27 protein-coding genes are annotated in these 25,443 nt (G+C 65.1%); 11 read left to right on the top strand and 16 right to left on the bottom strand.

Annotation, left to right across the window (positions count from 1 at the left end; genetic code table 11):
* Positions 1-101: 101 nt before the first annotated feature.
* The 6 genes from grxD to ACN0SE_RS07965 form a co-directional block, all read right to left on the bottom strand.
* Positions 102-464, bottom strand: a complete 363-nt coding sequence (gene grxD, locus ACN0SE_RS07940; RefSeq protein WP_417523977.1) for a Grx4 family monothiol glutaredoxin — start codon at positions 462-464, stop codon at positions 102-104.
* The gene (locus tag ACN0SE_RS07945; protein WP_417523978.1) at positions 461-703 is read right to left on the bottom strand and encodes a hypothetical protein; all 243 of its coding nucleotides are present in this window, start codon (positions 701-703) and stop codon (positions 461-463) included. The genes grxD and ACN0SE_RS07945 overlap by 4 nt, the downstream gene beginning before the upstream one ends.
* 4 nt (positions 704-707) lie before the next feature.
* Positions 708-938, bottom strand: coding sequence for a BolA/IbaG family iron-sulfur metabolism protein (locus ACN0SE_RS07950; protein WP_417523979.1), 231 nt, complete (start codon positions 936-938; stop codon positions 708-710).
* Positions 939-1,020: 82 nt separating this feature from the next.
* Positions 1,021-1,890, bottom strand: a complete 870-nt coding sequence (locus ACN0SE_RS07955; protein ID WP_417523980.1) for a hypothetical protein — start codon at positions 1,888-1,890, stop codon at positions 1,021-1,023.
* 5 nt (positions 1,891-1,895) lie between these two features.
* On the bottom strand, positions 1,896-4,055 hold the full coding sequence (gene purL / locus ACN0SE_RS07960) for a phosphoribosylformylglycinamidine synthase subunit PurL (protein ID WP_417523981.1): 2,160 nt from the start codon (positions 4,053-4,055) through the stop codon (positions 1,896-1,898).
* A gap of 340 nt (positions 4,056-4,395) precedes the next feature.
* Positions 4,396-5,295: a LysR family transcriptional regulator gene (locus tag ACN0SE_RS07965; protein ID WP_417523982.1), complete on the bottom strand. Its 900-nt coding sequence runs from the start codon at positions 5,293-5,295 to the stop codon at positions 4,396-4,398.
* A 166-nt stretch (positions 5,296-5,461) separates the two neighbouring features.
* On the opposite strand from ACN0SE_RS07965, the gene ACN0SE_RS07970 reads away from it, so the two are divergent.
* From ACN0SE_RS07970 to ACN0SE_RS08005, 8 genes are all read left to right on the top strand, one after another.
* Complete coding sequence (locus ACN0SE_RS07970) at positions 5,462-8,881, top strand: indolepyruvate ferredoxin oxidoreductase family protein (protein ID WP_417523983.1); 3,420 nt, start codon at positions 5,462-5,464, stop codon at positions 8,879-8,881.
* Between the two features lie 73 nt (positions 8,882-8,954).
* Complete coding sequence (locus ACN0SE_RS07975) at positions 8,955-9,833, top strand: lysophospholipid acyltransferase family protein (RefSeq protein WP_417523984.1); 879 nt, start codon at positions 8,955-8,957, stop codon at positions 9,831-9,833.
* A gap of 6 nt (positions 9,834-9,839) precedes the next feature.
* Positions 9,840-10,652: a glutamate racemase gene (locus ACN0SE_RS07980; RefSeq protein ID WP_417523985.1), complete on the top strand. Its 813-nt coding sequence runs from the start codon at positions 9,840-9,842 to the stop codon at positions 10,650-10,652.
* 90 nt (positions 10,653-10,742) lie between these two features.
* Entirely contained in the window at positions 10,743-11,771 is a 1,029-nt protein-coding gene (argC, locus tag ACN0SE_RS07985) for an N-acetyl-gamma-glutamyl-phosphate reductase (RefSeq protein ID WP_417523986.1), read from the top strand.
* A gap of 29 nt (positions 11,772-11,800) precedes the next feature.
* Complete coding sequence (gene ccmE / locus ACN0SE_RS07990; protein ID WP_417523987.1) at positions 11,801-12,244, top strand: cytochrome c maturation protein CcmE; 444 nt, start codon at positions 11,801-11,803, stop codon at positions 12,242-12,244.
* Positions 12,245-12,367: 123 nt separating this feature from the next.
* Positions 12,368-12,985, top strand: a complete 618-nt coding sequence (locus tag ACN0SE_RS07995; RefSeq protein WP_417523988.1) for a holin-associated N-acetylmuramidase — start codon at positions 12,368-12,370, stop codon at positions 12,983-12,985.
* Positions 12,976-13,545 (top strand): holin family protein, encoded by a 570-nt coding sequence (locus tag ACN0SE_RS08000; RefSeq protein ID WP_417523989.1) that lies wholly within the window; start codon positions 12,976-12,978, stop codon positions 13,543-13,545. The genes ACN0SE_RS07995 and ACN0SE_RS08000 overlap by 10 nt, the downstream gene beginning before the upstream one ends.
* Positions 13,546-13,622: 77 nt before the next feature.
* Entirely contained in the window at positions 13,623-14,399 is a 777-nt protein-coding gene (locus ACN0SE_RS08005) for an enoyl-CoA hydratase-related protein (RefSeq protein ID WP_417523990.1), read from the top strand.
* A gap of 230 nt (positions 14,400-14,629) precedes the next feature.
* Here ACN0SE_RS08005 and ACN0SE_RS08010 read toward each other — a convergent pair whose 3' ends face one another.
* The 4 genes from ACN0SE_RS08010 to ACN0SE_RS08025 are packed head-to-tail and all read right to left on the bottom strand — an operon-like array spanning position 14,630 to position 17,646.
* Entirely contained in the window at positions 14,630-15,691 is a 1,062-nt protein-coding gene (locus ACN0SE_RS08010; RefSeq protein WP_417523991.1) for a dihydropteroate synthase, read from the bottom strand.
* Positions 15,688-16,347 carry an HAD family hydrolase gene (locus ACN0SE_RS08015; RefSeq protein ID WP_417523992.1) on the bottom strand — a complete coding sequence of 220 codons (660 nt, stop codon included), beginning with the start codon at positions 16,345-16,347 and terminating at the stop codon, positions 15,688-15,690. The genes ACN0SE_RS08010 and ACN0SE_RS08015 overlap by 4 nt, the downstream gene beginning before the upstream one ends.
* Before the next feature lie 18 nt (positions 16,348-16,365).
* Positions 16,366-17,295, bottom strand: coding sequence for a methylenetetrahydrofolate reductase (locus ACN0SE_RS08020; RefSeq protein WP_417523993.1), 930 nt, complete (start codon positions 17,293-17,295; stop codon positions 16,366-16,368).
* A gap of 45 nt (positions 17,296-17,340) precedes the next feature.
* Positions 17,341-17,646, bottom strand: coding sequence for a virulence factor (locus tag ACN0SE_RS08025; protein WP_417523994.1), 306 nt, complete (start codon positions 17,644-17,646; stop codon positions 17,341-17,343).
* A gap of 298 nt (positions 17,647-17,944) precedes the next feature.
* Between ACN0SE_RS08025 and ACN0SE_RS08030 the strand changes: the two genes are divergently transcribed.
* Positions 17,945-19,057: a Ppx/GppA phosphatase family protein gene (locus ACN0SE_RS08030; protein WP_417523995.1), complete on the top strand. Its 1,113-nt coding sequence runs from the start codon at positions 17,945-17,947 to the stop codon at positions 19,055-19,057.
* A 135-nt stretch (positions 19,058-19,192) separates the two neighbouring features.
* The gene (locus ACN0SE_RS08035) at positions 19,193-19,936 is read left to right on the top strand and encodes an RlmE family RNA methyltransferase (protein ID WP_417523996.1); all 744 of its coding nucleotides are present in this window, start codon (positions 19,193-19,195) and stop codon (positions 19,934-19,936) included.
* Between the two features lie 78 nt (positions 19,937-20,014).
* On the opposite strand, the gene ACN0SE_RS08040 is transcribed toward ACN0SE_RS08035, so the two are convergent.
* From ACN0SE_RS08040 to ACN0SE_RS08060, 5 genes are all read right to left on the bottom strand, one after another.
* The gene (locus tag ACN0SE_RS08040) at positions 20,015-20,230 is read right to left on the bottom strand and encodes a hypothetical protein (RefSeq protein WP_417523997.1); all 216 of its coding nucleotides are present in this window, start codon (positions 20,228-20,230) and stop codon (positions 20,015-20,017) included.
* Positions 20,231-20,308: 78 nt separating this feature from the next.
* Positions 20,309-21,523 carry an NADP-dependent isocitrate dehydrogenase gene (locus ACN0SE_RS08045; RefSeq protein WP_417523998.1) on the bottom strand — a complete coding sequence of 405 codons (1,215 nt, stop codon included), beginning with the start codon at positions 21,521-21,523 and terminating at the stop codon, positions 20,309-20,311.
* 94 nt (positions 21,524-21,617) lie between these two features.
* A complete protein-coding gene (locus ACN0SE_RS08050; protein WP_417523999.1) occupies positions 21,618-21,971 on the bottom strand; it encodes a potassium channel family protein in 354 nt (117 codons plus the stop codon).
* Between the two features lie 5 nt (positions 21,972-21,976).
* Complete coding sequence (locus tag ACN0SE_RS08055) at positions 21,977-22,612, bottom strand: DsbA family oxidoreductase (protein WP_417524000.1); 636 nt, start codon at positions 22,610-22,612, stop codon at positions 21,977-21,979.
* A gap of 97 nt (positions 22,613-22,709) precedes the next feature.
* Complete coding sequence (locus ACN0SE_RS08060; protein ID WP_417524001.1) at positions 22,710-24,227, bottom strand: class I adenylate-forming enzyme family protein; 1,518 nt, start codon at positions 24,225-24,227, stop codon at positions 22,710-22,712.
* 64 nt (positions 24,228-24,291) lie between these two features.
* Here ACN0SE_RS08060 and ACN0SE_RS08065 point away from each other — a divergent pair, with 64 nt between their 5' ends.
* The gene (locus ACN0SE_RS08065) at positions 24,292-24,918 is read left to right on the top strand and encodes a helix-turn-helix domain-containing protein (protein WP_417524002.1); all 627 of its coding nucleotides are present in this window, start codon (positions 24,292-24,294) and stop codon (positions 24,916-24,918) included.
* Positions 24,919-24,931: 13 nt separating this feature from the next.
* Here the strand turns inward: ACN0SE_RS08065 and ACN0SE_RS08070 are convergent, their stop codons facing one another.
* Entirely contained in the window at positions 24,932-25,165 is a 234-nt protein-coding gene (locus tag ACN0SE_RS08070) for a hypothetical protein (protein WP_417524003.1), read from the bottom strand.
* Positions 25,166-25,443 lie beyond the last annotated feature (278 nt).

Here is a 25,443-nt window from a genome sequence, read left to right on the forward strand (position 1 = left end):
CCGAATATTGAGTGTAGCGAAACGCCGTCCCGGACCTGATCCGGGACCTCACCGCCCGCCAAGAGGCCCCGCGCCAAGCCCGGGGCGCGACATGGCCAGCCTCAGCCGTTGGCTTCGCGGATCTTCTCGGCGGCGTCCTTGTCAAACGCGACGCCGTTCTGCTCCAGCATGGTGTCGAGCTCGCCCGACAGGGTCATCTCGGTGATGATGTCGCAGCCGCCGACGAACTCGCCCTTGACGTAGAGCTGCGGGATGGTCGGCCAGTCGGAGAATTCCTTGATCCCCTGGCGCAGACCGTCATCGGCCAGAACGTTCACGTCCTTGAAATTCACGCCCATGTAGTTCAGCACGCCGGCGACGCGGCTGGAGAACCCGCATTGCGGCATCTCCTTGGTGCCCTTCATGAACAGCACGACGTCGTTTTCAGTAACGGTCTGCTGGATGGTGTCCTTGACTTGGGTCATTTGTCTTTTCCCTTCGGAATGAAACGTTTGGCATATTCCTGCGGATCGCGCGGCACCTTGTAAGAGCGGCTCTGACCGCCCAGGCCCGAGGAGTAATGCGAATGCAGGGTGTGATATCCCTTGCCGGGCTCGGAGCCGCGGCCCTTGTTCTGGTCGTCCTCGCGGATCGCGCGCCGGGCCAGCAGCAGGGTCACCCCGACAATCGCCAGTACCAGCACGATGATCCCGAGCACGTCCATGATGCTAGTCCGGCGCGCGGGTGGTGAGCGCCAGCGCGTGCAGCTCGCCACTGTCGAGCTTGGCGCGGATGGCGGCATTGACGGCGCGCTGCTGCTGCACGCGGTTCATGCCGCGAAAGCTCTCGTCGACCACTTCGGCGGCGAAATGCTGGCCGTCATCGCCCTGAACGATGATCTTGGCATCGGGAAAGCTCTGGCGGATCAGCTGTTCGATTTCGTGGGCATTGATCGGCATGGATTGTCCTTTGGTCCTTTGGGTCGAAAGGTAAGTGTGGCGCCGGGCGATGGCAAGTGGCGGCCGTGCATCGGATTCGCGGTCAGGGGTGCAGGATGCGGGCCAGCCCGCGGGCCTCGATCCGCCGCAAGTCCTGCGCGTAACGCTCTGACATGGCGGTCTTTTCGGCCTCGCTCCACGGCTCGAAGGGCGGATTGTCCGCACCCTTGGGAAAGCGGCGCAGCGCCTCGGCGGTGGTTTCCCGGGTCACCTCGCCGACCTCGGCCAGATAGTCGAGGGCCCGGGCCGAGAAGCCGTGATTGGCGGCGCTGTCCTGCAGGGTCACGTCGGCGGCGGCCGACCCCATGCTCTGGCGCAGGACAGCAGGCGCGACACCCGGGTAATCCTCGTATCGCCAGAGGAAAAGTGGTGCCTCACCAAGGGCTTGTCGGAGCTTCTTCACCAGGCGCAGCCAGGAGACTTCGGTGACGTCAGTGGCGCCCAGATAGTCGCGGAACGGGCGGAAGGCATGGCCTTTCATGTGCTCCTGCCAGGCCGAGACGAGAAACCCCGCGGGGTTGCGCACCGCCATGCCGACCTGAATGTCATGCTCCGGAAAGAGATCGAGCAGCCGCCTGACGCGCGGTGGCGCGAATGTGTAGAGCTGGCTGTCCTTGAGCGCGATCTCGGGGGCGAGCGAGGCGCTGAGGATGTTCTCGTTCATCAGCACCACGGTCTCGGCGGTGCCGGCGTGTTTCTGCAGGAAGCCCTCGGCGGCCAGCCCCAGCAGGTCGGGATCGGCGCGGCCGCGCAGCAGGTCCGAGAGAGGCAGCAGCGTGCCGCCGATCGGCATCGGGCCGATGATGCCGACCCCGACCTTGGCCAGTGGCGCCTTTTGCGCCACCAGCGAGCGTTGCAGATGGGTCGAGGCGGTCTTGTGCGCGCCGATCAGAAAGGTCAGCCGCCGCCGCATCGGCTTTATCCGAAGAGCGTTGGCAGGGTGGCGCGAGAGATCTCGCGCAGGTCCGCCAGACCGATGCTGGAGCTGCCGATCACCACGTCGCTGCCGGTGAACTTGCCGACCGAGACCAGCGGCACATCGGCCTGACCGGCAGCGCTCATCAGCGCCTCGGCCTGGTCGAAGTTGCAGGCGATCAGGTAGCGGCCCTGATCCTCGCCAAAGAGCCCCGGTGTGTCACTGAGCGAGAGGGTGACGCCGACGTCACCGGCCTCGGCCAGCTCATAGGCCGCCAGCGCCAGACCGCCGTCGGAGATGTCGGTGCAGGCGGTGATCCATTCGCGGTTGTCGCGGATGAAATCGCCGGCCTTCTTCTCGGCGTCGAGGTCGACATGCGGCGCGTCGCCATCGGTGCGGTTGAAGACCTCGGCCAGCAGCGCCGAGCGGCCAAGGTGGCCTTCGGCGGCACCCAGCATCAGGAGCACATGGCCCTCGCGCGGGACACCGGTGATGGCCTGCTCGGCATTCTCGATCAGGCCCACCGCGCCGATGGTCGGCGTCGGCAAGATCGCTGTGCCGTCGGTCTCATTATAAAGAGAGACGTTGCCCGACACGATCGGCATGTCGAGCGCGGCGACCGCCTCGCCGATGCCCTTGATGGCGCCGACGAACTGACCCATGATCTCGGGCTTTTCGGGGTTGCCGAAGTTGAGATTGTCCGTCGTTGCCAGGGGCTTGGCGCCCACGGATGTCAAGTTGCGATAGGCTTCGGCCACCGCCTGCTTGCCGCCTTCGACCGGGTTGGCCTGGACATAGCGCGGGGTCACGTCGGAGGTAAAGGCCAGCGCCTTGCCGGTGCCGTGCACCCGGATCAGCCCGGCGCCAAAGCCCGGCGTGCGGATGGTGTCGGCCATGACCTGGCTGTCATATTGCTCGTAGACCCAGTTGCGCGCGGAATAGTTGGGCGATGCCAGCAGCGCCTTGAGCCCGTCGATGCCGTCGATCTCGGGCACGTCGGCCAGCGGCTCGGCGGCCGGGGTCTCCACCCAGGGGCGGTCGTATTCCGGCGCGGTCGAAGCCAGCTGCGACAGCGGCAGGTCGGCCTTGCTCTCGTTGTTGTGCATGATGAGGAAACGGTCCTCGGCGATGGTCTCGCCGACGATGGCAAAGTCGAGGTCCCATTTGTCGAAGACGGCCTTGGCCTCGGCTTCCTTTTCCGGGCGGAGGACCATGAGCATGCGCTCCTGCGACTCCGAGAGCATCATCTCGTAGGCGGTCATGTTCTCTTCGCGCACCGGCACCTTTTCGAGGTCGAGGCGAATGCCCAGCTTGCCCTTGTCGCCCATCTCGACGGCCGAGCAGGTGAGGCCGGCGGCGCCCATGTCCTGGATCGAGATCACCGCGCCGGTCTGCATCAGCTCCAGCGTCGCTTCCATCAGGCGTTTCTCGGTAAAGGGATCGCCGACCTGAACGGTGGGGCGCTTTTCTTCGATGGTGTCGTCGAACTCGGCGCTGGCCATGGTGGCGCCACCAACGCCGTCACGGCCGGTCTTGGCCCCGAGGTAGACGACGGGCATGCCGACGCCGGACGCGGCGGAGTAGAAGATGGAGTCGGTCTCGGCCAGACCGGCGGCAAAGGCGTTGACCAGACAGTTGCCGTTGTAGGCCGGGTCAAAGCGCAGCTCGCCGCCGACGGTGGGCACGCCGAAACAGTTGCCGTAGCCGCCGACACCTTCGACCACGCCATTGACCAGACGCTTGGTCTTGGGGTGGCTGACCTCGCCAAAGCTGAGCGAGTTCATCGCCGCGATCGGCCGCGCGCCCATGGTAAAGACGTCGCGCAGGATGCCGCCGACGCCGGTCGCCGCGCCCTGGTAGGGCTCGATGTAGGAGGGGTGGTTGTGGCTCTCCATCTTGAAGACCACGCATTGGCCGTCACCGATGTCGACGATGCCGGCGTTCTCGCCGGGGCCGCAGATCACCTGAGGGCCCTCGGTGGGCAGGGTGCGCAGCCATTTCTTGGAGGATTTGTAGGAACAATGCTCGTTCCACATGGCGGAGAAGATGCCAAGCTCGGTAAAGCTAGGCTCACGCCCGATGATTTCGAGGATCCGCTCGTATTCATCCGGGCTCAGCCCGTGTGCAGCGATCAGATCGGGCGTGATGGCAGGCTCTTGCATTTCCGTTAAGTCCCCAGGCTCCGGTTTGCGCACCGTTTACGACATGGGCGTGACAGGGGCAATCGGGGTTTCACCGGTGCTCAAACCTGTTGCATCGGGTGCCCAGGTTTCGGGCAGCCAAAAAAAAGGCCGAGCACTAAGCTCGGCCATAGTCCAACAGGGAGGTATGAAGTCTGGCGCGATGCGCAATCAAACTTCATGAAGCTGAAATAAGTCGCAGGGCTGAGTCGATCAAGGAAATTCATGCCGCATGTGCAGCATAGTGGGTATGCGTTGCAAGCATACCTCACCTCGCGAATGCCGGATTCGCGGGCACGGGAAGGGGTTGGAAGACTGGAGTTCAGATGTTCTCACGCAGTTGACGACGGTGCGCGATGATTTCCTCCTGAACGAAATCCCTGAATGCTGCAATACGGCGAGATTGCCGCAACTCCTCGGGATATGCAAGGAAAACAGGGATTTCGCCGCTTTCTTCCTCGGGCAGGACGCGCACGGCGCGGGGGAAGTCCTCGATCACGTAGTGCGGCAGAACGCCGATACCGAGGTTGTTGATCACCGCCTGAAGCACGCCGAAATAGTTGTTCACGTTCAGCGTCGACTTCAGATCATAGGTCAGCAGGTGCTGAACAAAGACTTGACCGGCACCCACCTGGGTGGAATCGGTCCGCTGGCAGATCAACCGGTGTTTCTCCAGATCGGCGAGCGACTGCGGCGTGCCGTGCTGTTCGAGGTATTCGGGCGAGGCGTAGAGCCGCATCCAGACGCTCATCAACCGCTTGCGCACCAGATCGGCCTGGCTGGGCTCCTTCATGCGGATCGCCACGTCGGCCTCGCGCATCGGCAGGTCGAGCACGCGCTCCTCGAGCATCAGGTCGATATTGAGGTCGGGGTACTTCTCGTAGAGCTTGGCCAGCCGTGGCGCCAGCCAGAGCGAGCCGAAGCCGGTGGTGGTGGTCACGCGGAGCGAGCCGAAGACCTCTTCCTCGCTGTCGCGGATGCGCGCGGCGGCGGCTTCGAGCCGTTTGTTCATCGACGATGTGGCGTCGAACAGCAGCTCGCCCTGTTCGGTGAGAATCAGGCCCCGGGCGTGACGGTGGAACAGGGTGGTGTTCAGGCTCTCTTCCAGCGCACGAATCTGTCGGCTGACCGCAGATTGCGACAGATGAAGCACGTCCCCCGCATGGGTCAGGCTGCCGGCATCGGCCACTGCGTGAAATATTCTGAGTTTGTCCCAATCCATGGCCGTTCTTTCGTGTTCCCTGTCGCGCTCTATAGCAAGATATACCTCTAGACTGCCTAGATAACGCTAACATGGGAATGTCACGTAAAATTTCCCTCGTAAGGTCAGCAATTATGACCTAATATCGCGCTATACTCCAGCACGCACAGCACCTTGGGAGGGGTTCATGAGCCAGCAGAAAATTTCCCTGAATGACCGTTTCGATCTGTCGAAGTCGCCGGTCCTGTTAAACGGTACCCAGGCACTTGTCCGGCTGATGCTGTCGCAGAAAGCCCGTGACAAGGCCGCCGGCCACAACACCGCAGGCTATGTCACCGGCTATCGCGGCTCGCCGCTGGGCGCGGTCGATCTTCAGATGACCAAGGCGCAGAAGCTCCTGGCGCAGTCCGACGTGACCTTTAACCCCGGCCTGAACGAAGACCTCGCCGCCACGGCGCTCTGGGGCGCGCAGCAGGCCGAGCTGCGCGGCGAGGGCAAGTTCGACGGGGTCTTCGGCCTCTGGTACGGCAAGGGCCCCGGTGTGGACCGCTCCGGCGACGTGATGCGCCATGCCAACATGGCGGGCACCTCGGCGCTTGGCGGCGTGCTCATGGCGATGGGTGACGATCACACCGGCGAAAGCTCGACCGTGCTGCACCAGTCGGAATGGGCGCTGGTCGATGCCTACATGCCCGTCGTCTCGCCGGCCGGCGTGCAGGAGATCCTCGACTACGGGCTTTACGGCTTTGCGCTGTCGCGCTTCTCCGGTCTCTGGGTCGGGCTCAAGACAATGAAGGACACCATCGAGACCACCGCCGTGGTCGATGGCGATCCGTTCCGCAAATCCTTTGTCCTGCCCAAGTTCGACATGCCCGAGGGCGGGCTCAACATCCGGCTGGGCGACACCCCGCACGCCCAGGAAGCGCGGATGATCGACTACAAGCGCTTTGCCGCCGAGGCGTTTTCCCGCGCCAACAAGATGGACAAGCGGGTCTGGGGCAAACCCGGCGCGCGCATCGGCTTTGTCGCCGCCGGCAAGAACTGGCTCGACCTGCAGCACGCGCTGAGCCTGCTGAACATCCACGAGGACGAGGCCGAGCGGCTGGGCATCACCACCTACAAGGTGGGCCAGACCTTCCCGCTGGACATGCATTCCTTCCACGACTGGGCCGAGGGGCTCGACCTGATCGTCATCGTCGAGGAAAAGCGCAAGCTGATCGAGGTGCAGGTCAAGGAGGCGATCTTTGACGATCGCCAGGGCCGCCGGGTCTATGGCTGGTACAAGGGCGGGGCAGGCGGCATGCACCGCGACGAGCTTTTCCCGACGCGCGGCGCGCTCGACCCGATCTGGATCGCCGAGAAACTGGGCGACATCCTGATCGAAGAGGGCCGCGGCACCGATGGCATCCGCGCCGGCCTCGACGCCCTGCGGCAGGCCCGTGCCGGTGACAACGCCCAGGAAATCGCGGCGCGGCTGCCGTATTACTGCGCCGGCTGCCCGCACAACACCTCCACCAAGGTGCCCGACGGGTCGCGCGCCTATGCCGGCATCGGCTGTCACTACATGGTGCAATGGATGGACCGCGAGACCACCGGCTTCACCCACATGGGGGCCGAAGGCGCGAACTGGATCGGCGAGGCGCCGTTCTCCAACACCAACCACGTGTTCCAGAACCTGGGCGACGGCACCTACAACCACTCCGGCTCGCTGGCGATCCGCGCGGCCTTGGCGGCTGGCACCAACATCACCTACAAGATCCTCTACAATGACGCGGTGGCGATGACCGGCGGTCAGCCCAACGAAGGCGACCTCAGCCCCTATCGCATCGTCAACGAGCTGCAGGCGATGGGCGTCAAGAAGGTCTTCGTGGTCTATGATCAGAAGGAAGACGTCGACCTCGAGAAGTTCCCCACCGGTGTGGAAATCCACGAGCGCGACGAGATGGAAAGCGTGCAGAAGCAATGCCGCGAGATCGAGGGCGTCTCGGCCATCGTCTACATCCAGACCTGCGCCGCCGAGAAGCGCCGCCGGCGCAAGCGCGGCAAGTTCCCCGATCCGGACAAGCGGGTCTTCATCAACAAGGACGTCTGCGAGGGCTGCGGTGACTGCGGCGTGCAGTCCAACTGCGTGGCGATCGTACCGGAAGAGACCGAGCTGGGCCGCAAGCGGGCCATCGACCAATCGGCCTGCAACAAGGATTTCACTTGTCTCAAAGGGTTTTGCCCGTCGTTCCTCACCCTGGAAGGGGCCAAGGTCCGCAAAGGCGCGACCCGAGAGCTCGACCTGCCGCATCTGCCGATGCCAGAGCTTCCGGCGATCAACGGCACGCATAACGTGGTGATCACCGGCGTCGGTGGCACCGGCGTAGTGACCATCGGTGCAGTCATGGCGCAGGCCGCACAGCTCGACGGAAAGGGCGCCGGCATGATGGAGATGGCGGGCCTCGCCCAAAAGGGCGGCGCCGTGGCGATCCATTGCCGTCTGGCGGAAAAACCCTCTGACATCAGCGCGATCCGCGTCGCAACTGGCGAGATGGATGCACTGATCGGCGGCGATCTGGTCGTTTCGGCCGGGGCCAAGACCATCGGCCTGATGAAGACCGGGCGCACCGGCGGCGTGGTCAACAGCCACGAAATCGTCACCGGTGACTTCACCCGCAACACGGAATTTGCCATTCCTACCGACCGCTTGCAGCTCGCTCTTGAAGCAAGGCTCAAGGATCGGCTGACGATGTTCGACGCCTCCGAACTGGCGCGCGCGGTGATGGGCGACTCGATCTATTCCAACATGATCCTGTTCGGTGCGGCCTGGCAGAAGGGCCTTGTGCCGCTGACCCACGAAGCGATCCTCGAAGCGGTCGAGATGAACGGCCAGGCGGTGGAACGCAACCAGCGCGCCTTCGAGATCGGCCGCTGGGCGGCGCTGCATCCGGCCGAGGCCGACGAAATGGCCAAGCCCAAGGTGGTGCAGCTGCCCATGACGCTGGAAGAGCGCATAGCCTTCCGCGCCGATCACCTGACCGCCTATCAGGGCAAGTCGCTGGCAAAACGCTACCGCGCCCGCGTCGACGCCGTTCAGGACGAGGCGCTGCGCGAAGCGGTGGCGCTCGGCTATCACAAGCTGTTGTCCTACAAGGATGAATACGAGGTGGCTCGGCTTCTGATCGACAGCCGCGAAAAGGCGCAGGGCACCTTTGAGGGCGATTTCAAGATGACGCTGCACATGGCGCCGCCGCTGCTGAGCCGGCCCGGCCCCGACGGCCGGCCCAAGAAGCGCGAGTTCGGCGAATGGCTGCTCGGTCCGATGAAGGTGCTGGCCAAGCTGAAAGGTCTGCGCGGCACGCCGCTCGACATCTTCGGCTATTCCGCCGAGCGCAAGATGGAGCGCGCCCTGATCACGCAATACGAACGTGACATGGACGAGGTGCTGCCCAAGCTGTCGGACAGCACCCGCGACGCGATCATTGCCCTGGCGCGGCTGCCGCTCGATATCCGCGGTTTCGGACCGGTCAAGCAGGCCAATGAAGCCAAGGCCTCGAAGCGCCGCGAAGAGCTGTTGGCAGTGATCCGCGCGGGCGGTCCGGAGGTGCGCAAGGCGGCGGAATAAGCCCGCGCTTTTGCTTTGAAGCGGGCGGAAAAGGGATGTAAAACAGGGTGAAACCCCCAAAGAAGGTTCCACCATGCCGAACAGACGGCAGGTCGCCAGAGACATCTCTTACGCCTATTCCGCCCAGACCCGGGGCGGCCGTGCCATGATCCGATTGATGGAGAATGCCACCGGCCGGCTCGGGTTGATCAAGCGCGCCGACGGCTATGAACTGGCCGTCGCCGAGGGCGAGGATTTCTGGCAGGTGATGGTCGAGCGCTATGGGCTTGGCCTCGAGGTCACCCGCGGATCGCTCGACAATATCCCCAAGGATGGGCCGCTGATCGTCATCGCCAATCATCCCTACGGCATTCTCGACGGGCTGATGCTGGGCCATATCCTGTCGGTGGTGCGCGGCGATTTCCGCATTCTGGCGCACAAGATCTTCCGCAAGGCGCAGGAGCTTGACCGGATCATCCTGCCGGTCGATTTCGCCGAGACCAAGGAGGCGATGCGCGTCAATCTCGAGACGCGCAAGGCCTCGCTGGAGTATCTGGCCCAGGGCGGGGCGATCGGCATCTTTCCCGGCGGCACGGTCTCGACCGCAGCGAAACCCTTTGCCAAGCCGATGGACCCCGGCTGGCGGACGTTTACCGCCCGGATGATTGCCAAGTCCGACGCCACGGTGGTGCCGATCTTCTTTGACGGCCATACCTCGCGGCTGTTCCAATTGGCGAGCCATCTGCACAACACCCTGCGCATGGGTCTGCTGATCCAGGAGTTCCGGCGGCGGGTGAATACGCCCGTGCGCGTGGCCATCGGCGAACCGATTGCCCGCGAAGAATTGCAGGCCAGAGCCAAGGATGGGCGCGCAATGATGGATTTCCTGCGCAAATCCACGTATGAGCTGTCACCGACACCTTTGGAATCCTATGATTACGGGTTCGAGTTCGAGGAGCGGCACAGGTCGTAAACGCTTATGGCAGTTGGAATATTCGATAGCGGCCTTGGCGGGCTGACAGTTTGGGACGCGGTGGCCAAGCGGCTGCCCGAGGTCCCCTTTGTCTATTATGCCGACAGCGCGCACGCGCCCTATGGCGTGCGCACGGTGGAGGACATCCACGATCTCACCAAGGCCGGCGTCAACCGGCTCTGGGACGAGGGTTGCGATCTGGTGATCCTGGCCTGCAACACCGCCAGCGCCGCGGCGCTGCGACGGATGCAGGAGGCCGGGGTGCCGCAGGGCAAGCGGGTGCTCGGCGTCTTTGTCCCGATGATCGAGGCGCTGACCGAGCGGCACTGGGGCGACCAGTCGCCGCCGCGCGAGGTGGCGGTGAAGCACGTGGCGCTCTTTGCCACGCCGGCCACCGTGTCGAGCCGCGCCTTTCAGCGCGAATTGGCCTTTCGTGCCATAGGAGTAGACGTCGAAGCTCAGGCGTGCGGCGGTGTGGTCGATGCCATCGAAGAGGGCGATCTGATCCTGGCTGAGGCGCTGGTGCGCAGCCATGTCGACGCGCTCAAGCGCAAGATGCCGGCGCCGCAGGCGGCGGTGCTGGGCTGCACGCATTATCCCCTGATGGCCGAGGTCTTCCAGGATGCGCTGGGCCCCGAGGTCAAGGTCTTCAGCCAGGCCGAGATCGTTGCAGAAAGCCTCGCCGATTACCTGAGCCGCCACCCGCAAATGCTTGGCGATGCAAAGGAAACCCGTTTTCTGACCACCGGTAATCCGACCAAGGTCAGCACCGGCGCGACCCGCTTTCTGCGACGAAAGATCGATTTCGTCAAAGCCTGACCAATTGATACCATCACGGCATCCCAGCGGCCCCGAGCGGGCCGCGACAGGCCGTGGTTTTGCCTTCATACCCGCTTGGGAGACCCTGACATGACACAGAAAATCGCAATCCTTGGTGCCTCGGGCTATACCGGGGCCGAGCTTGTCCGCCTGATCGCCACCCATCCCGAGATGGAGATCGCCGCGCTGGCCGCCGAGCGCAAGGCCGGCATGACCATGGCCGACGTCTTTCCGCACCTGCGCCATCTCGACCTGCCGGACCTGGTGAAGATCGAGGAGATCGACTTTGCCGGTATCGACCTGTGCTTCTGCGCCCTGCCGCACAAGACCAGCCAGGAGGTCATCCGCGAGCTGCCGCGCGATCTGAAGATCGTCGACCTGTCCGCCGACTTCCGCCTGCGCGACCCGGAGGCCTATGAGAAGTGGTACGGCAACGCCCATGCCGCCGTCGAGATGCAGGGCGAGGCAGTCTATGGTCTGACCGAGTTCTACCGCGACGAAATTCGCGGCGCCCGGCTGGTGGCGGGCACAGGCTGCAACGCCGCGACCGGCCAGTTCGCGCTGCGGCCGCTGATCTCGGCCGGGGTGATCGGGCTGGATGACATCATCCTCGACATGAAATGCGCGGTCTCCGGCGCCGGCCGCAGCCTCAAGGAAAACCTGCTGCATGCCGAACTGTCGGAGGGCTACAACGCCTATGCGGTGGGCGGCACCCACCGGCACCTGGGCGAGTTCGACCAGGAGTTCTCGAAGCTTGCCGGCCGTGACGTCAAGGTGCAGTTCACCCCGCATCTTATCCCCGCCAACCGCGGCATCCTCGCCACCTGTTACGTCAGCGGCGATGCGGCGCGCGTGCATGAGACCTTTGTCAGCGCCTATGCCGACGAGCCCTTCCTCAAAGTGCTGCCCTTTGGCGAGACGCCCAGCACCCACAATGTGCGCGGCTCGAACTTTGTCCATGTCGGCGTGACCGGCGACCGGATCGAAGGTCGCGCGATCGTTATTGTCGCACTCGACAATCTGACCAAGGGTTCCTCTGGACAAGCGCTGCAGAATGCCAATCTTATGCTGGGGCTCGAGGAAACCGCCGGGCTGATGCTGGCGCCGCTGTTTCCGTGAGCGGCTGCTGTCACGGGTGAGGGAGAGCCATGAAGAACCTGAAGAAACAACGTCGCATCCAGGTGATTGCCGTGGCGGTGGTGGCGCTGGTGCTGGCCACCGGCCTGATCGGCTATGCCATGCGCGACGGCATCAACTTCTTCCGCTCGCCCAGCCAGGTGATGGAAGATCCGCCGCGCGAGACCGAGGTGTTCCGCATCGGCGGGCTGGTCGAGGAGGGATCCCTGCGCCAGGGCCAGGACAACCGGGTCGAGTTCAAGGTGACCGACGGCAACGCCGTGGTGCCGGTCAGCTACCAGGGCATCTTGCCGGATCTGTTCGCCGAGAACCAGGGCATGGTCGGCACCGGCAAATACGTCAACGGCACTTTCGAGGCCTCTGAAATCCTGGCCAAGCACGACGAGACCTACATGCCGCGCGAAGTGGTCGACGCGCTGAAGGAGCAGGGGGTCTATCAGGCCCCCGAGGGGTGATCCTTTCGCAGGGTGGGCAGGACTGCCCACCACCCGCGCTGACACCCCACCGAACGCCGCCCTGAACCGGCATTAACCTCTGCCGCCGACACTTGCCGCTTCAACAGCGCAAGCGAGGCAGAGATGCTGCAACATTCGGTCCGGCAGATTGCCGATGAGATTGTCGCCCGCGAGGGTGGCTATGTGAACGACCCCGACGATCCCGGCGGCGCCACCAATCACGGCGTCACCATCCACACCATGCGCCGCCTCGGGCTCGACCTCGACGGTGACGGTGCAATCACGGCAGAAGACGTCAAACGGCTGAGCCGCGACCAGGCGGTCGACATCTTCATCCGCCACTACTTCATCCGCCCCGGCATCGCCAAGCTGCCAGACAGCATCCAGGCCAGCGTCTTCGACATGTATGTCAACGCCGGCGGCAATGCGGTGAAAATCCTGCAGCGCCTGCTGCGCGACATGGGCCACAAGATCGCCGTCGACGGCGCCATAGGCCCCCAGACCGCCGAGGCTGCCGCCCAAGCAGAACTCGCCGGGCCGCGCCACTTTGCCGATGCCTATGGCATCGCCCGGCGCAACTACTACTTCCGTCTGGCCGACAGGCGCCCGGCCAGCCGCAAATACGCCCGCACCCGCGCCGGCGGCAAGGGCGGCTGGATCCGCCGGGCCGAGGATTTCATCTCGCCCCGCTATCACCTGACCGAGGCCGAGTTCGGCCGGAGGGTGGCGGCATGGGGTTGATCGAACGCGCGCTCTCGCTGGTCTTTGGCGGCGGGCGCAATGCCCTGGCCGAGACCGTCGAGGTCTTTCGCGAGAACACCGAAAAGGGCGCCGCCCGCGAGGCGACGCTGCACCAGGCCACCCTGGCGCAATTCGGTCAGGAGTTCCGGGTGAAACGCCGCGGCTGGTTCGACCGGCTGATGGACGCGGTCAACCGGCTGCCGCGCCCGGCAATGGCGCTCGGCACCCTGGGGCTCTTTGTGGCGGCGATGGCCGATCCGATCTGGTTCGCGGCGCGGATGCAGGGCATCGCCCTGGTGCCGGAGCCGCTCTGGTGGCTGCTCGGCGCCATCGTCAGCTTCTACTTCGGCGCACGCCACCAGGCCAAGGGCCAGGACTTCCAGCGCGAGCTGGCCGAGAGCGTCTCCCGCGTGCCGCAGGTGGTCGACAACCTGCGCAGGCTCGAGGATATCGCGGCCCCCGACGATCCCGACGCCGCCGTCCTGCCGGAGCCGGCCCTGGCGCCGGACCGCCCCGGCGACAACCCGGCGCTCGACGCCTGGCGCAGGGAAGCCGCGTGACGCCGCGTTCGCTCTGGCCTCGGGCCGGGGCATAGGCCAGTCTCGCGCCCGACAGCATCAGGCCAGGGGCGCGAGACATGAACTACGAAGCCATCACCCTCGACATCACCGACGGCATTGCCGTCCTCACCCTGAACCGGCCGGACGTGATGAACGCGCTCAACACCCAGATGCGCGCCGAGATCACCGATGCGGTGCGCGCGGCCGGCCAGAACGCCCGTGTGCTGGTGATGACCGGGGCCGGGGCCTCGTTCTGCTCGGGCCAGGACCTCGGCGATGCCAGCTCGGTCGCCAACCTCGATCTCGAGCGGGTCTTGCGTGACGAATACGTGCCGATGCTGCGGGCGATCTTCGACTGCCCGGTGCCGACGATCTGCGCCGTCAACGGCCCCGCCGCCGGCGCCGGGGCCAACCTCGCGCTCGCCGCCGACGTGGTGATCGCCAGCGAAAGCGCCTTCTTCCTGCAGGCCTTCACCCGCATCGGACTGATCCCCGACGCCGGCGGCACCTATTGGCTGCCGCGGCAGATGGGGGCGGCCAAGGCGATGGGCGCCGCGCTCTTCGCCGACAAGATCAGCGCCCAGCAGGCCAGCGACTGGGGCATGATCTGGGAGGCGGTCGAGGACGACGCGTTCGACGCCCACTGGAAGGCCCGCGCCGCCCATCTCGCCAAGGGCCCGACCGAGGCCTACCGCCACGTCAAGACCGCGATCCGCGGCTCCTTTGACAACACCCTCGACGAACAGCTGCTGCTCGAGGCGAGGCTGCAAGGCAAATGCGGGCAGACCCGCGACTTCAAGGAAGGCGTCCTGGCCTTCATGGAAAAACGCCCCGCCCAATACGAAGGCCGCTGACCCCACAGCCGAAAGCCGCCAACCAAAGCCGGCCCCCCATCTTCCTCTTGCTGCAAATACCCTCGGGGAGCGCGAGGGGCAGGCCCCTCGCTCCCGCCATCAAACCCACCGCACCGCACAAAGCCCGCAAACCCCACGACAAAAGGCGCCGACCTCAGCCAGCGCCCCTCATTTCCTCTTGCTGCAAATACCCTCGGGGAGCGCGAGGGGCTGGCCCCTCGCTCCTGCCGTCAGGCCCGCCGCCGCCGCCCGCCGGTCCGGCCCGCACGTCCACGTCCCTCGTGACCGGCCTTGGGCGCCTGCTTGTTGAACTCGATCCAGGCGCCGCCATGGGCGTCATTGTCGGTCAGCAGGTTGGCGGCGCGAATGGCCTCCATCTCCTTGCCGGGGCGCACCTTGGTCGAGCCGAGGCCGAACAGCGTGACGAAGGTCTCGTCGTCGATATCCTCGGGCAGGATGATCCCCGCCGCCAGAACCTCGGCCTTCTTCTCCTCGATCTTCGCCTGCGCCACCGGCATCGACACCGGGTTCATGATGGCGCTGGTCATGCCGGCACCCATGGCCATCGGCAGGAAGGCATTGTTGATGCCATGGCGGTTCGGCAGGCCGAAGGAAATGTTCGAGGCGCCGCAGGTGGTGTTCACACCCAGCTCGTCGCGCAGCCGGCGCACGAGGGTAAAGACCTGCTTGCCGGCGGTCGCCATGGCGCCGATCGGCATGACCAGCGGGTCGACCACGATGTCATGCGCCGGGATGCCGTAATCGGCGGCGCGTTCGACGATGCGCTTGGCGACGGCAAAGCGCACGTCCGGGTCTTCCGAGATCCCGGTGTCGTCGTTCGAGATCGCCACCACCGGCACGTTGTATTTCTTGACCAGCGGCAGCACCAGCTCCAGCCGGTCTTCCTCGCCGGTGACCGAGTTCAGGAGCGGCCGGCCCTCGGCGGCGGCAAGGCCGGCCTCCAGCGCGCCGGGCACCGAGCTGTCGATGCAGAGCGGCACGTCGACCAGACCCTGTACCAGCTCGACGATCTTTGTCATCAGCGGCGGCTCGGTCTCGTTCGGGTTGGGGTTCGAGTTGTAGACCACACCGGCGTTGATATCGAGGATGTCGGCCCCGGCCAGCACCTGCGCCAGCGCGTCCTTCTCGACGGTCGAGAAATCGCCGGCTTCCAGCTCGGCGGCCAGCTTCTTGCGGCCGGTGGGGTTGATCCGTTCGCCAATGACGCAAAAGGGCTCGTCAAAGCCGATGACGGCGGTTTTGGTTTTCGACTCGACGATGGTGCGCGTCATGCGGCAACTCCTTTGAAGCGCGCCAGGATATCCGGCAGCGCGGGATCGGTGAAATCTTGCAGGGTGACATGGGCGCCGGCCTGGCGCAGCGTATGGTCGTCAAGGCCGGAGCGGATGCCCACGGTATAGGCGCCCGACGAGCGCGCGGCCCGCGCGCCAGAGGGGCTGTCTTCGAAGGCCACGGCCTGGTTGGGCGTGACGCCCAACTGCCGCATGGCCTCCTGGTAGGGATAGGGATCGGGCTTGCCGCGCGGGCATTCCTCGCCGATCACGATCACCTCGAAATGCTCGCGCAGACCGATTGCCGCCAGCATTGCCTCGGCATTGAGCCGCATGGCGTTGGTGACGATGGCGCGCGGCCAGTCCTCGGCCACCGCCCGCGCCACCAGCTCGGCCACGCCGGGCATCGGCGGGTAGGGGCGCGGCAGCCGCTCGCGGAACTGCGCTTCCTTCCAGTCCGACAGGCCCTGATGGTCGGGCTCGTCAGGCAGGAAATCGGCATAGATGTCGACGTTCAGCCGGCCATGCATATGCTTCATGTACTCGGCGTCAGACAGATTCATGCCCCGCGCCGCCCACATCTCCTTGTAGACCTGGAGATGGATCGGGTCCGAATTGAGCATCGTCCCGTCGAGATCGAAAAGCAGCGCTGGCATTGGGTTCCTCGGATCAGGTCAGGTCAGGTTGGCGGGGCGGGTGCCTTCGCCGCCGTTGTCGATCGCCCAGGTGGCACTGGCCTTGATCCCGCCCAGCGGGAAGACATGCACCTGTTCGATGTTGAAGTCGGGGTTGGCCGCCTTGTGCAGCGCCAGTTCGGTCACCACGTCGCTGGGTTCATAGGGCAGCAGCAGCTTCGAGACGTCCATGGCGCGTTTCTGCAGCACCTTGAGCGAGGGGCCGACGCCGCAGGCGATGGCGAACTTGATCAGGGTCTGCAGCTTGGCGGGTCCGGCGATGCCGATGTGGATCGGCAGGGTGATGCCGGCGTCCTTCAGGGCATCGGCCCAGGCGATGATCGGCTTGGCGTCAAAGGCGAACTGCGTCGCCAGCGCCATTTCGGCATCGGTGGTTTCGTTGAACGTATTCTTCCAGCGCAGCGCCGCGTCGACATTGGTGGATGAGCCGTCGGGATCGATGTCGCGGTTGCCCTCGGGGTGGCCGGCGACATGCAGGCGCTTGAAGCCCGCCTTGTCGAACAGCCCGGTTTCCAGCAGCCCGATCGCGCTGTCGAAGTCACCCACCGGCTGCGCCACGCCACCGGCCAGGATCAGCCCCTGGTCGACGCCGGCCTCGCCCTGGTACATGGCGATCCAGTCTTCCAGCGTCGCGCGGTCCTTGATGATGCGCGCCGGGAAATGCGGCATGACCGGATAGCCTTCGCGCGCCAGGCGGCGGGCGGTGGCGACCATCTCTTCGATCGGGGTGCCCTCGATATGGGCGATATAGACACGGGTGCCCGGCGCCAGCAGATCGCGGAAGTTCTCGACCTTTTCGGCGGTGCGGGGCATCACCTCGATGGAATAGCCCTTGAGAAAGGCCTCGACCTCGGCGGCGGCCGGGCGGGCCTGGGGGATGTCGCGTTTCTTGAAACTGAGCAGGGCCATCGCGGCCTCCCATAGCTTGTGTGGCGTCATCGGCTGGGACCGGTATCAACCGGCATTGGCCCATCCGTCGTTGGCGATGAGAGCCTTGATCTTTTCACGATCATATTCGGCATCGAGCCGCGCCGCTTCGCTTGCGGCCACCTCGGATGCCTCGCCCTCGACGGAATAGGGATCGGCCTTGCGCCATTCGGCCAGATAATCATCCGTGCCGTCTGCGCCAACCTTCATCGCCGCACGATCGATGGCCTGTTCAAAGCGCTCGGGCAACTGGACCTTGGCGGCCCGGCGTCCCTTGCCGACGATGACCTGTGCCGGAATGTCCCGCCAGTAGACCACAGTCACATCAACCATGCGATTCCCCTTCTCCGTTAGGCCCTGAATAGATCAGGGGACCAAGGTGCCACGTCTCAATTTCGACAATTGACCGCGTCCAAGCGACCCCGGATGCGTCAGGGCCTTGGATAAGCCGCCAATAGCGCGAGGGAAACCCTGAACCCCGCTCATAATACTCATGCAGATGATGAGGCGCGCTCATTGCGATGCCGCACTGCGGCGATATGCTTATTGACGATTGCCTCACAGGGTGACTTGCGCGAGCCGGGGCGCGCGCCTATCCTCACAGGCAACACGATACTCGGAGGGCGTAAAGATGACGCCCAGGCGTCCCAAGGGTGCGGGCGCATTCCCGAAACCGGTAGAGAGCCCCGCGCCGAAAACGCCCAATCCGGACGAGCTTTATGCCGCCCTGGATCTGGGCACCAATAGCTGCCGCATGCTGATTGCCCAACCCAAGGGCAGTCAGTTTCATGTGGTGGACAGCTTCTCCAAGTCGGTGCAGCTGGGATCGGGGCTGGAACGCTCCGGCCGGCTGTCGCGCGCCTCGATGGGACGCACGGTGCAGGCGATGCGGATCTGCGGCCAGAAGCTGCGCCGTCACAAGGTGACGCGCATGCGGCTGGTGGCGACTGAGGCCTGCAGGCGCGCCAAGAACGCCCGCGACCTGGTGAAATTCGTCAAGCGCGAGACCGGTCTGACCCTCGACATCATCGAGCCCGAGGAAGAGGCGCGCCTGGCGGTGATCTCCTGCGCGCCGCTGGTCTCGACCAAGACCGAGCAGTTGTTGGTGGTCGACATCGGCGGCGGCTCGACCGAGCTGGTCTGGATCGACCTCTCGACCGTGCCGAACCATGATCGCCCCCGCGCGATCATGCGGCTGCATGCCGGGTTTCACAACGCCGACAGCCCGTTTCCGGTGGCGCGCGTGGTCGACTGGATCTCGGTGCCGCTGGGCGTGGCGACGCTGCGCGACCAGTTCAACGATGTCGAGGACGATGCCGCGCGCTATGCGCTGATGTCCTGGTTCTTCGAGGAAAACCTCGCCGATTTCGCGCCTTACAAGGATGTGCAGGCGCGCGAGGGCTTTCAGATCGTCGGCACCTCCGGCACGGTGACCACGGTGGCGGCCTCGCACCTCGGGCTGAAGCGCTATGACCGGACCAAGGTGGACGGTCTGCGGATGACCTCGGACCAGATCGACACGGTGATCAACCGCTACCTCGAGCTCGGCCCCGAGGGCCGGCGCCGCGATCCGCGCATTGGCCAGGACCGCCAGGCGCTGATCATGTCCGGCGCGGCGATCCTGCAGGCGCTGTTGCGCTCCTGGCCCACTGATCGGTTGTCGGTGGCGGACCGGGGGCTGCGCGAGGGGCTGCTCTATGCGCAGATGTCGGCGGACGGGGTGCTGGAGGACGGGCCGTTCTGAGGCTGACGCTCGGTGCTTTTCCGGCAGTCGCTTTGACAATGACTGCTGCGCAGGCTTAATGAGCCCTTCGGGCCGGAATGGGGGCTTTGCCCCCAAACCCCCAAGGTATTTGCAAACAGAAGAAGTGCTGGACCCATGGCGAAGACACCGAGCGGCAAGAACACCTCCGGGCGCGGGCAGCGGGACCTCAAGGTCAAGGTCAAGACCGCGCGCGGGCGCAAGCTGTCGTCGACGCGGTGGTTGCAGCGGCAGTTGAACGACCCTTACGTCAAGCGGGCCCAGGTCGAGGGCTATCGCGGCCGGGCGGCGTTCAAGATCTTTGAGCTGGACGAGAAGTTCCGCTTTCTGGTGCCGGGCGCCCGGGTGGTCGATCTGGGCTGTGCGCCCGGCGGCTGGCTGCAGGTGGCGGTCAAGCGGGTCAATGCGCTTGGCGAGAAGGGCGGCAAGGCGGTGGGCTCGGTTCTGGGCATCGACCTGCAGGAGGTCGAGCCGATTGCCGGGGCCGAGATCCACCAGCTGGATTTCCTCGACGAAGGCGCCGACGCGCAGGTGAAGACCTGGCTGGGCGGCAAGGCGGATGTGGTGATGTCGGATATGGCGGCCTCGTCCTCGGGGCACAAGCAGACCGACCATTTGCGGATCATGATGCTCTGCGAGACCGCGGCGCATTTTGCCTTTGACGTGCTGGAAGAGGGCGGCACCTTTGTGGCCAAGGTGCTGGCCGGTGGCGCCGAGGGCGATCTGCAGAAGCTGTTGAAGCAGAACTTCACCAAGGTGGCGCATGTGAAGCCGCCAAGCTCGCGCTCGGATTCCTCGGAGAAATTTGTCGTGGCGATGGGCTTTCGCGGTGGCAAGAGTGACGACGACGACGAAGAGTGATGCCTGGTTCTGCAACGAGAAAGGCCGGCCCGGGTGTGAGAGCGGGGCCGGCCTTTTGGCGAAACGCGTGAGAGGGTCTCAGCTGTCCTGCGGGATCACGATGCAGGAGAAGATGAGACAGTCGATGGCGGCAATGGTCGCGAGACCCAGCAGGACGATCATTGGTTTCTTCCGTGTTGCTTGCTGAGTTAATGGATAAGGCCCTGCCGCGATCCTGACAAGATTCACCGCGAAAATCGCCTTTATTTCAGCAAATTGCAGCGGAAACTTCGCCTGATCGGAACCGGTCTGCAAGGCGGGGCGGAATTGCTGCCGGAGTCGAAACAATGCCGTGCCCCATTGCGGCGGAATTGGGGCACGGCGATTCGGCGCTCAGCCCTTGAGAGCGCGGCCGAGGTTTTCGTCGATCTTTTCGAGAAAGCCCATGGTGGTGAGCCATTTCTGCTCGGGACCGACCAGCAGCGCCAGGTCCTTGGTCATGTCGCCGGCCTCGACGGTTTCGATGATCACCCGTTCCAGCGTCTCGGCAAAGCCGCGCAGGGCGTCGTTGCCGTCGAGCTTGGCGCGGTGTTTCAGCGCGCCGGTCCAGGCGTAGATCGAGGCGATCGAGTTGGTCGATGTGGCCTCGCCGGCCTGGTGCTGGCGGTAGTGGCGGGTGACGGTGCCATGCGCCGCCTCGGCCTCGACGGTCTTGCCGTCCGGGGTCATCAGGATCGAGGTCATCAGGCCGAGCGAGCCGAAGCCCTGGGCCACGGTGTCGGATTGCACGTCGCCATCGTAGTTCTTGCAGGCCCAGACGAAGCCGCCGGACCATTTCAGGGCGCTGGCCACCATGTCATCGATCAGCCGGTGTTCGTACCAGATGCCGGCCTCCTTAAATTTCTCGGCGAACTCGGCCTCGTAGACCTCTTCGAAGATGTCCTTGAAGCGGCCGTCATAGACCTTGAGGATGGTGTTCTTGGTCGAGAGATAGACCGGCCAGCCGAGGTTGAGACCGTAGTTCAGCGAGGCGCGGGCGAAATCGCGGATCGATGCGTCGAGGTTGTACATCCCCATGGCGACACCGGCCGCGGGGGCGTCGTAGACCTCTTTCTCGATCACCTGGCCGTCTTCGCCGACGAATTTCATCGTCAGCTTGCCGGCGCCGGGGAAGTGGAAATCGGTCGCCTTGTACTGGTCGCCGAAGGCGTGGCGACCCACCACGATGGGCTTGGTCCAGCCCGGCACGAGGCGCGGCACGTTGCGGCAGATGATCGGCGCGCGGAAGACCACGCCACCGAGGATGTTGCGGATGGTGCCGTTGGGCGAAGGGTACATGCGCTTGAGGCCGAATTCCTCGACCCGCTGTTCGTCCGGCGTGATGGTGGCGCATTTGACGCCGACGCCGACCTCCTTGATCTTGTGGGCGGCGTCAAAGGTGATCTGGTCGTCGGTACGATCACGTTCCTCGATGCCGAGATCGTAGTAGAGCAGGTCGATGTCGAGGTAGGGTTCGATCAGCTTCTTCTTGATGAAATCCCACATGATGCGGGTCATCTCGTCGCCGTCGAGTTCGACGATGGGATTGTCTACCTTGATCTTGGTCATCGGGGCCTCGCGCAGTTGGGATTCGGTCTTCCTGCTACCCTAGTGCGGCCTCGGGATGAAGCAATGTATGCAATTGTATGCCGGAGCGCCGGTGTCAGTCGGACTTGCGGCGTGAGCGTTGTTTGTGCTGCTTGCCCGGATCCTCGCCGGGGAGCAGGCTGATCAGCTTCTCGGTGTGTTCTTCGCGTTTGCGCAGGACCAGCACGCCGAACTGCTGCAGACCGACGACGAAGACACCGATGCCCAGCAGGATGAAGACGGTGGTGCCGATCTTGCCCAATGCGGTGGCGGGCACGATGCTGCCGTAGCCGACGGTCGAGAGGGTGATGACGGTGAAGAAGTAGGAATCGAGCCAGGACCAGCCTTCGACCAGCCGGAAGAACACGGTGCCGCCTGCGACGAGCAGGACGATGGTGACGACGAGGGCGGCGATCTTGAGCGGGTGCATCCGCCTCAGTTAGCTTGCTCGCTCAATTCGGCAATCACCTTGGCCCAGAGCTCCGGCGGCTGTGCCCCGGGCACCGCATGTTTGCCGTCGACAATGAAGGTCGGCACGCCGGTCACGCCCATGGAGCGCGCGGCGGCGTCGCGTTCGCGGATGTCGGCGGCGTCGACGTCGCTGGAGAGCAGGCGCAGGATCACCGCCGCGTCCATGTCCAGGCCGTCTGCGATGTCGGCCAGCACCTCGTGGGTGCCGATGTCGCGGCCCTCGACGAAGTAGGCCTTGAAGAGCGCCGAGACCATGGCGGTCTGACGGCCTTCGATGCCGGCCCAGTGGATCAGCCGATGGGCGTCGAGCGTGTTCGGGGTGCGGGTGATCTTGTCGAGGTGGATGTCGAGCCCGGCCTTCTCGGCGTGTTCATGCACCGGCAGGTAGGCTTTGACCGCGCCTTCCTTGCCGCCGAACTTGCCTTCGAGATAGGCGCGCCGGTCCATGCCGCCGGCGGGCATGTCGGGGTTGAGCTGGAACGGGTGCCATTCGATGGTGAAGGGATGATCCGGTGCTGCCGCGAGCGCACGGTCGAGATAGGCCTTGCCGATGTAGCACCAGGGGCAGATCGGATCGGAGAGAATGTCGAGCTTGACCATGGAACGGGCCCCTTTGTTACGCACTTGATTGGCGTTTAGCAGGCGCTTGCGCAATTGGCGAGGGGGGAGGTCCCGGCGCGTGGGCCGGGACGGCGGATCACGGGGTGAAACCCTCGCGCAGGGCGCGGCGCGAGAGCTTGCCATTGGGGCCGGTGGGCAGGCTTTCGAGCCGGCGATAGAGCCGGGGTTGCTTGTAGCGGGCGAGCTGCGCCTCGGCGCGTTGGGTCAGGGCCGCGGTCAGGTCGGTCTCGGCGGTGTAGAAGGCGGCGATGATGCGGGTGTCCTGCTTGATCTCGACATCGGTCACGGCAATGGCGGTGAGACCGGGGACATCCTGCAGCGCATGTTCCACCTCTTGCGGCGAGACGCGGAAGCCGCCGGCGTTCATCATGTCGTCGGCGCGGCCGAGATAGGCGATCTGGCCGTCGGGCTCCATCCGGCCAAGGTCACCCGTGTGGAACCAGCCGTCGCGACGCCGGGCGGCGGTGGCCTCTGGCGCGCCGAGGTATTCCAGCATCAGCCCGGGGTCGGTCTCGGCGATGCAGATCTCGCCGGGGTCGCCTTGCGGCACCGGGCCTGTCTCGTCTCGCAGGGCAATGCGCCGGCCGGGCTGTGGCGTGCCGAGCAGGCCGGGACGGGCGGGACGATCGGGGCTGGAGGATATGAAGGTCGAACACTCGGACATGCCAAAGGCCTCGTAGATCTCGGTGCCGGTGGTGTCGCGCCAGGTGCTGCGCAGGCTCTCCGGCAATTTCTCACCGGCCGAGAGCGCGTGGCGCAGCTTGGGCAGCGGCGGGACCGGGCCTGCGAGCAGCTTGCGAAAGACGCCGGGCGCGGCGGCAAAGAGCGTGGCGTCGTGGCGTTTGAGCAGCAGCGGCAGCATCGCCGGATCGGTGCCGGGCGCGGGGATCAGCGCGGTGGCGCCGGCGGCCCAGGGATCAAGCAGACCGGTGCCGAGGGTGAAGGTCCAGTTGAAGGCGCCGGCGTGACAGAGCCGGTCAGAGGCCTTCAGGTCGTACCAGCCTTTGACCATCATCTGCCGCGCCCAGACCGCGCGATGAGCATGCACCACGGCGCGCGGCACGCCGGAGGTGCCGGAGGTAAAGACGATATAGGCGGGACGGTCGGGGTCGCCCAAGCCGTAGTCCGCCGGCGGCAATTCCGCCATCTGGTGCAGGGCGCTGGCGTCGAACATCGGCACTTCGGTCTCGGCGCAGGCGACCTGCGGGTCGCGCAAAATCAGCGCCGGTGACAGGATGTCGATGATCTTGGCGGTCTCGGCGGCGGACAGCTGCGCCGAGGTCGGCACCGGGATCAGCCCGACCGAGATGCAGCCCAGGTAAGCCAGCGGGAAATCAGGCGTATTGCCCAGCCGCAGGAGCACCCGGTCGCCGGGCACCAACCCGCACTGCAGGAGACCCGTGCCGATGCCGCGCACCGCGACCTCGAGCCGGGCATAGCTCCAGCGTTCGGCGCGTGCCGGACCCAGCAGCGCCAGGGCGATCTTGTCGGGCTGGGCGGCGGCATGGCGCAGCACGAAAGCCGCCAGGTTGAAGGGCGCGGGGCAGGGCGGCGGCGGGCCCTGATCGAACAGGCTGGGGGCTGGCATCGTCATGGCCAAGGGGTAGGTCTGCGCGGCCAGAGTTGCAAGCGTCGGCGCGCCTGCCTATAGCACTCTCATGACAAAGGAAGACAATGCGCAGCTGATCCGCGTCGCCCGCGACAGGCACGGAGAGCCGATCCACACCGAGCCGCTCGACCTTGGCGAGCGGGTGCGCGATCTGCGCAAGGGCCACGGCTGGACGCTGGAACAGGCGGCGAAAAAGGCCGGTCTGGCGCGCTCGACCCTGTCCAAGATCGAGAACGGCCAGATGTCGCCCACCTATGATGCGCTCAAGAAGCTGGCGCAGGGCTTGGGCATCTCGGTGCCGCAGCTCTTTACCCAGCCGCAGAACGACAAGGTCACCGGCCGCATGTCGGTCACCCGCCAGGGCGAGGGCGCGGCCCATGCCACCACGACCTATGAACACGACCTGCTGGCCGAGGGGCTGACCAAGAAGCAGATGCTGCCCTATCGCGCCCGCATCCGCGCCCGCGATCTCGAAGAGTTCGACGGCTGGGTGCGCCACGACGGGGAAGAGTTTCTCTACGTCCTGACCGGTGTGGTGCGGCTTTATACCGAGTTCTACGAGCCGATCGAGCTGCGCCGAGGTGACAGCGCCTATTACGACGCCACCATGGGACACAACGTGATTTCGGTCAGCGAGGACGACGCCACGATCCTCTGGGTGACGTCGCTCGCCTGACGCAGATGTCGGGTCAGTTCGCCTCGAGCTCTCCGGCCTGGCGGGCAAGGCCCTGAAGATAGGCCCAGTCGCGCAGCTCCTCGGCGGCTTCCAGCTCGGTCAGGTCATGCTGATGGGCAAGATGCGCCGCAAGAACTTCGGGCCTGACCGGTTTGCGGGCAAGCGAGTTTTCGTCGATCCGTGGGAACCGGGACTTCAGTCGTTTGAGACTGAGGGTCCAGTTCTTGCTGATGTCGTTCCAGTCCATGTCGGCGTCCTATGTTACCAAAAGGCGCCCCCCGCAGGCATGACCCTAACACGAGATTTCAACGCCTCAAGCGCGACGATGGGTCAAATCCGGGAAATTTCGCTGTGGGAGGGGCCGTGCCGCGGTGCTTCCGGTGGAAATCCGCCGGTTGGTGCCGGGCGTCACAGGAAAGCGGGACATAAAGTCCCGAAAACGGCGGCACCGGGGCGCCACCGTTTGGATACATGGGTCAGAGCAGCGTGTTGACCACGGCCGCGGTGGCATTGACCGGCGCCTTG

The organism is Marinovum sp. (assembly GCF_048263515.1).
Classification (GTDB): Bacteria; Pseudomonadota; Alphaproteobacteria; order Rhodobacterales; family Rhodobacteraceae; genus Marinovum.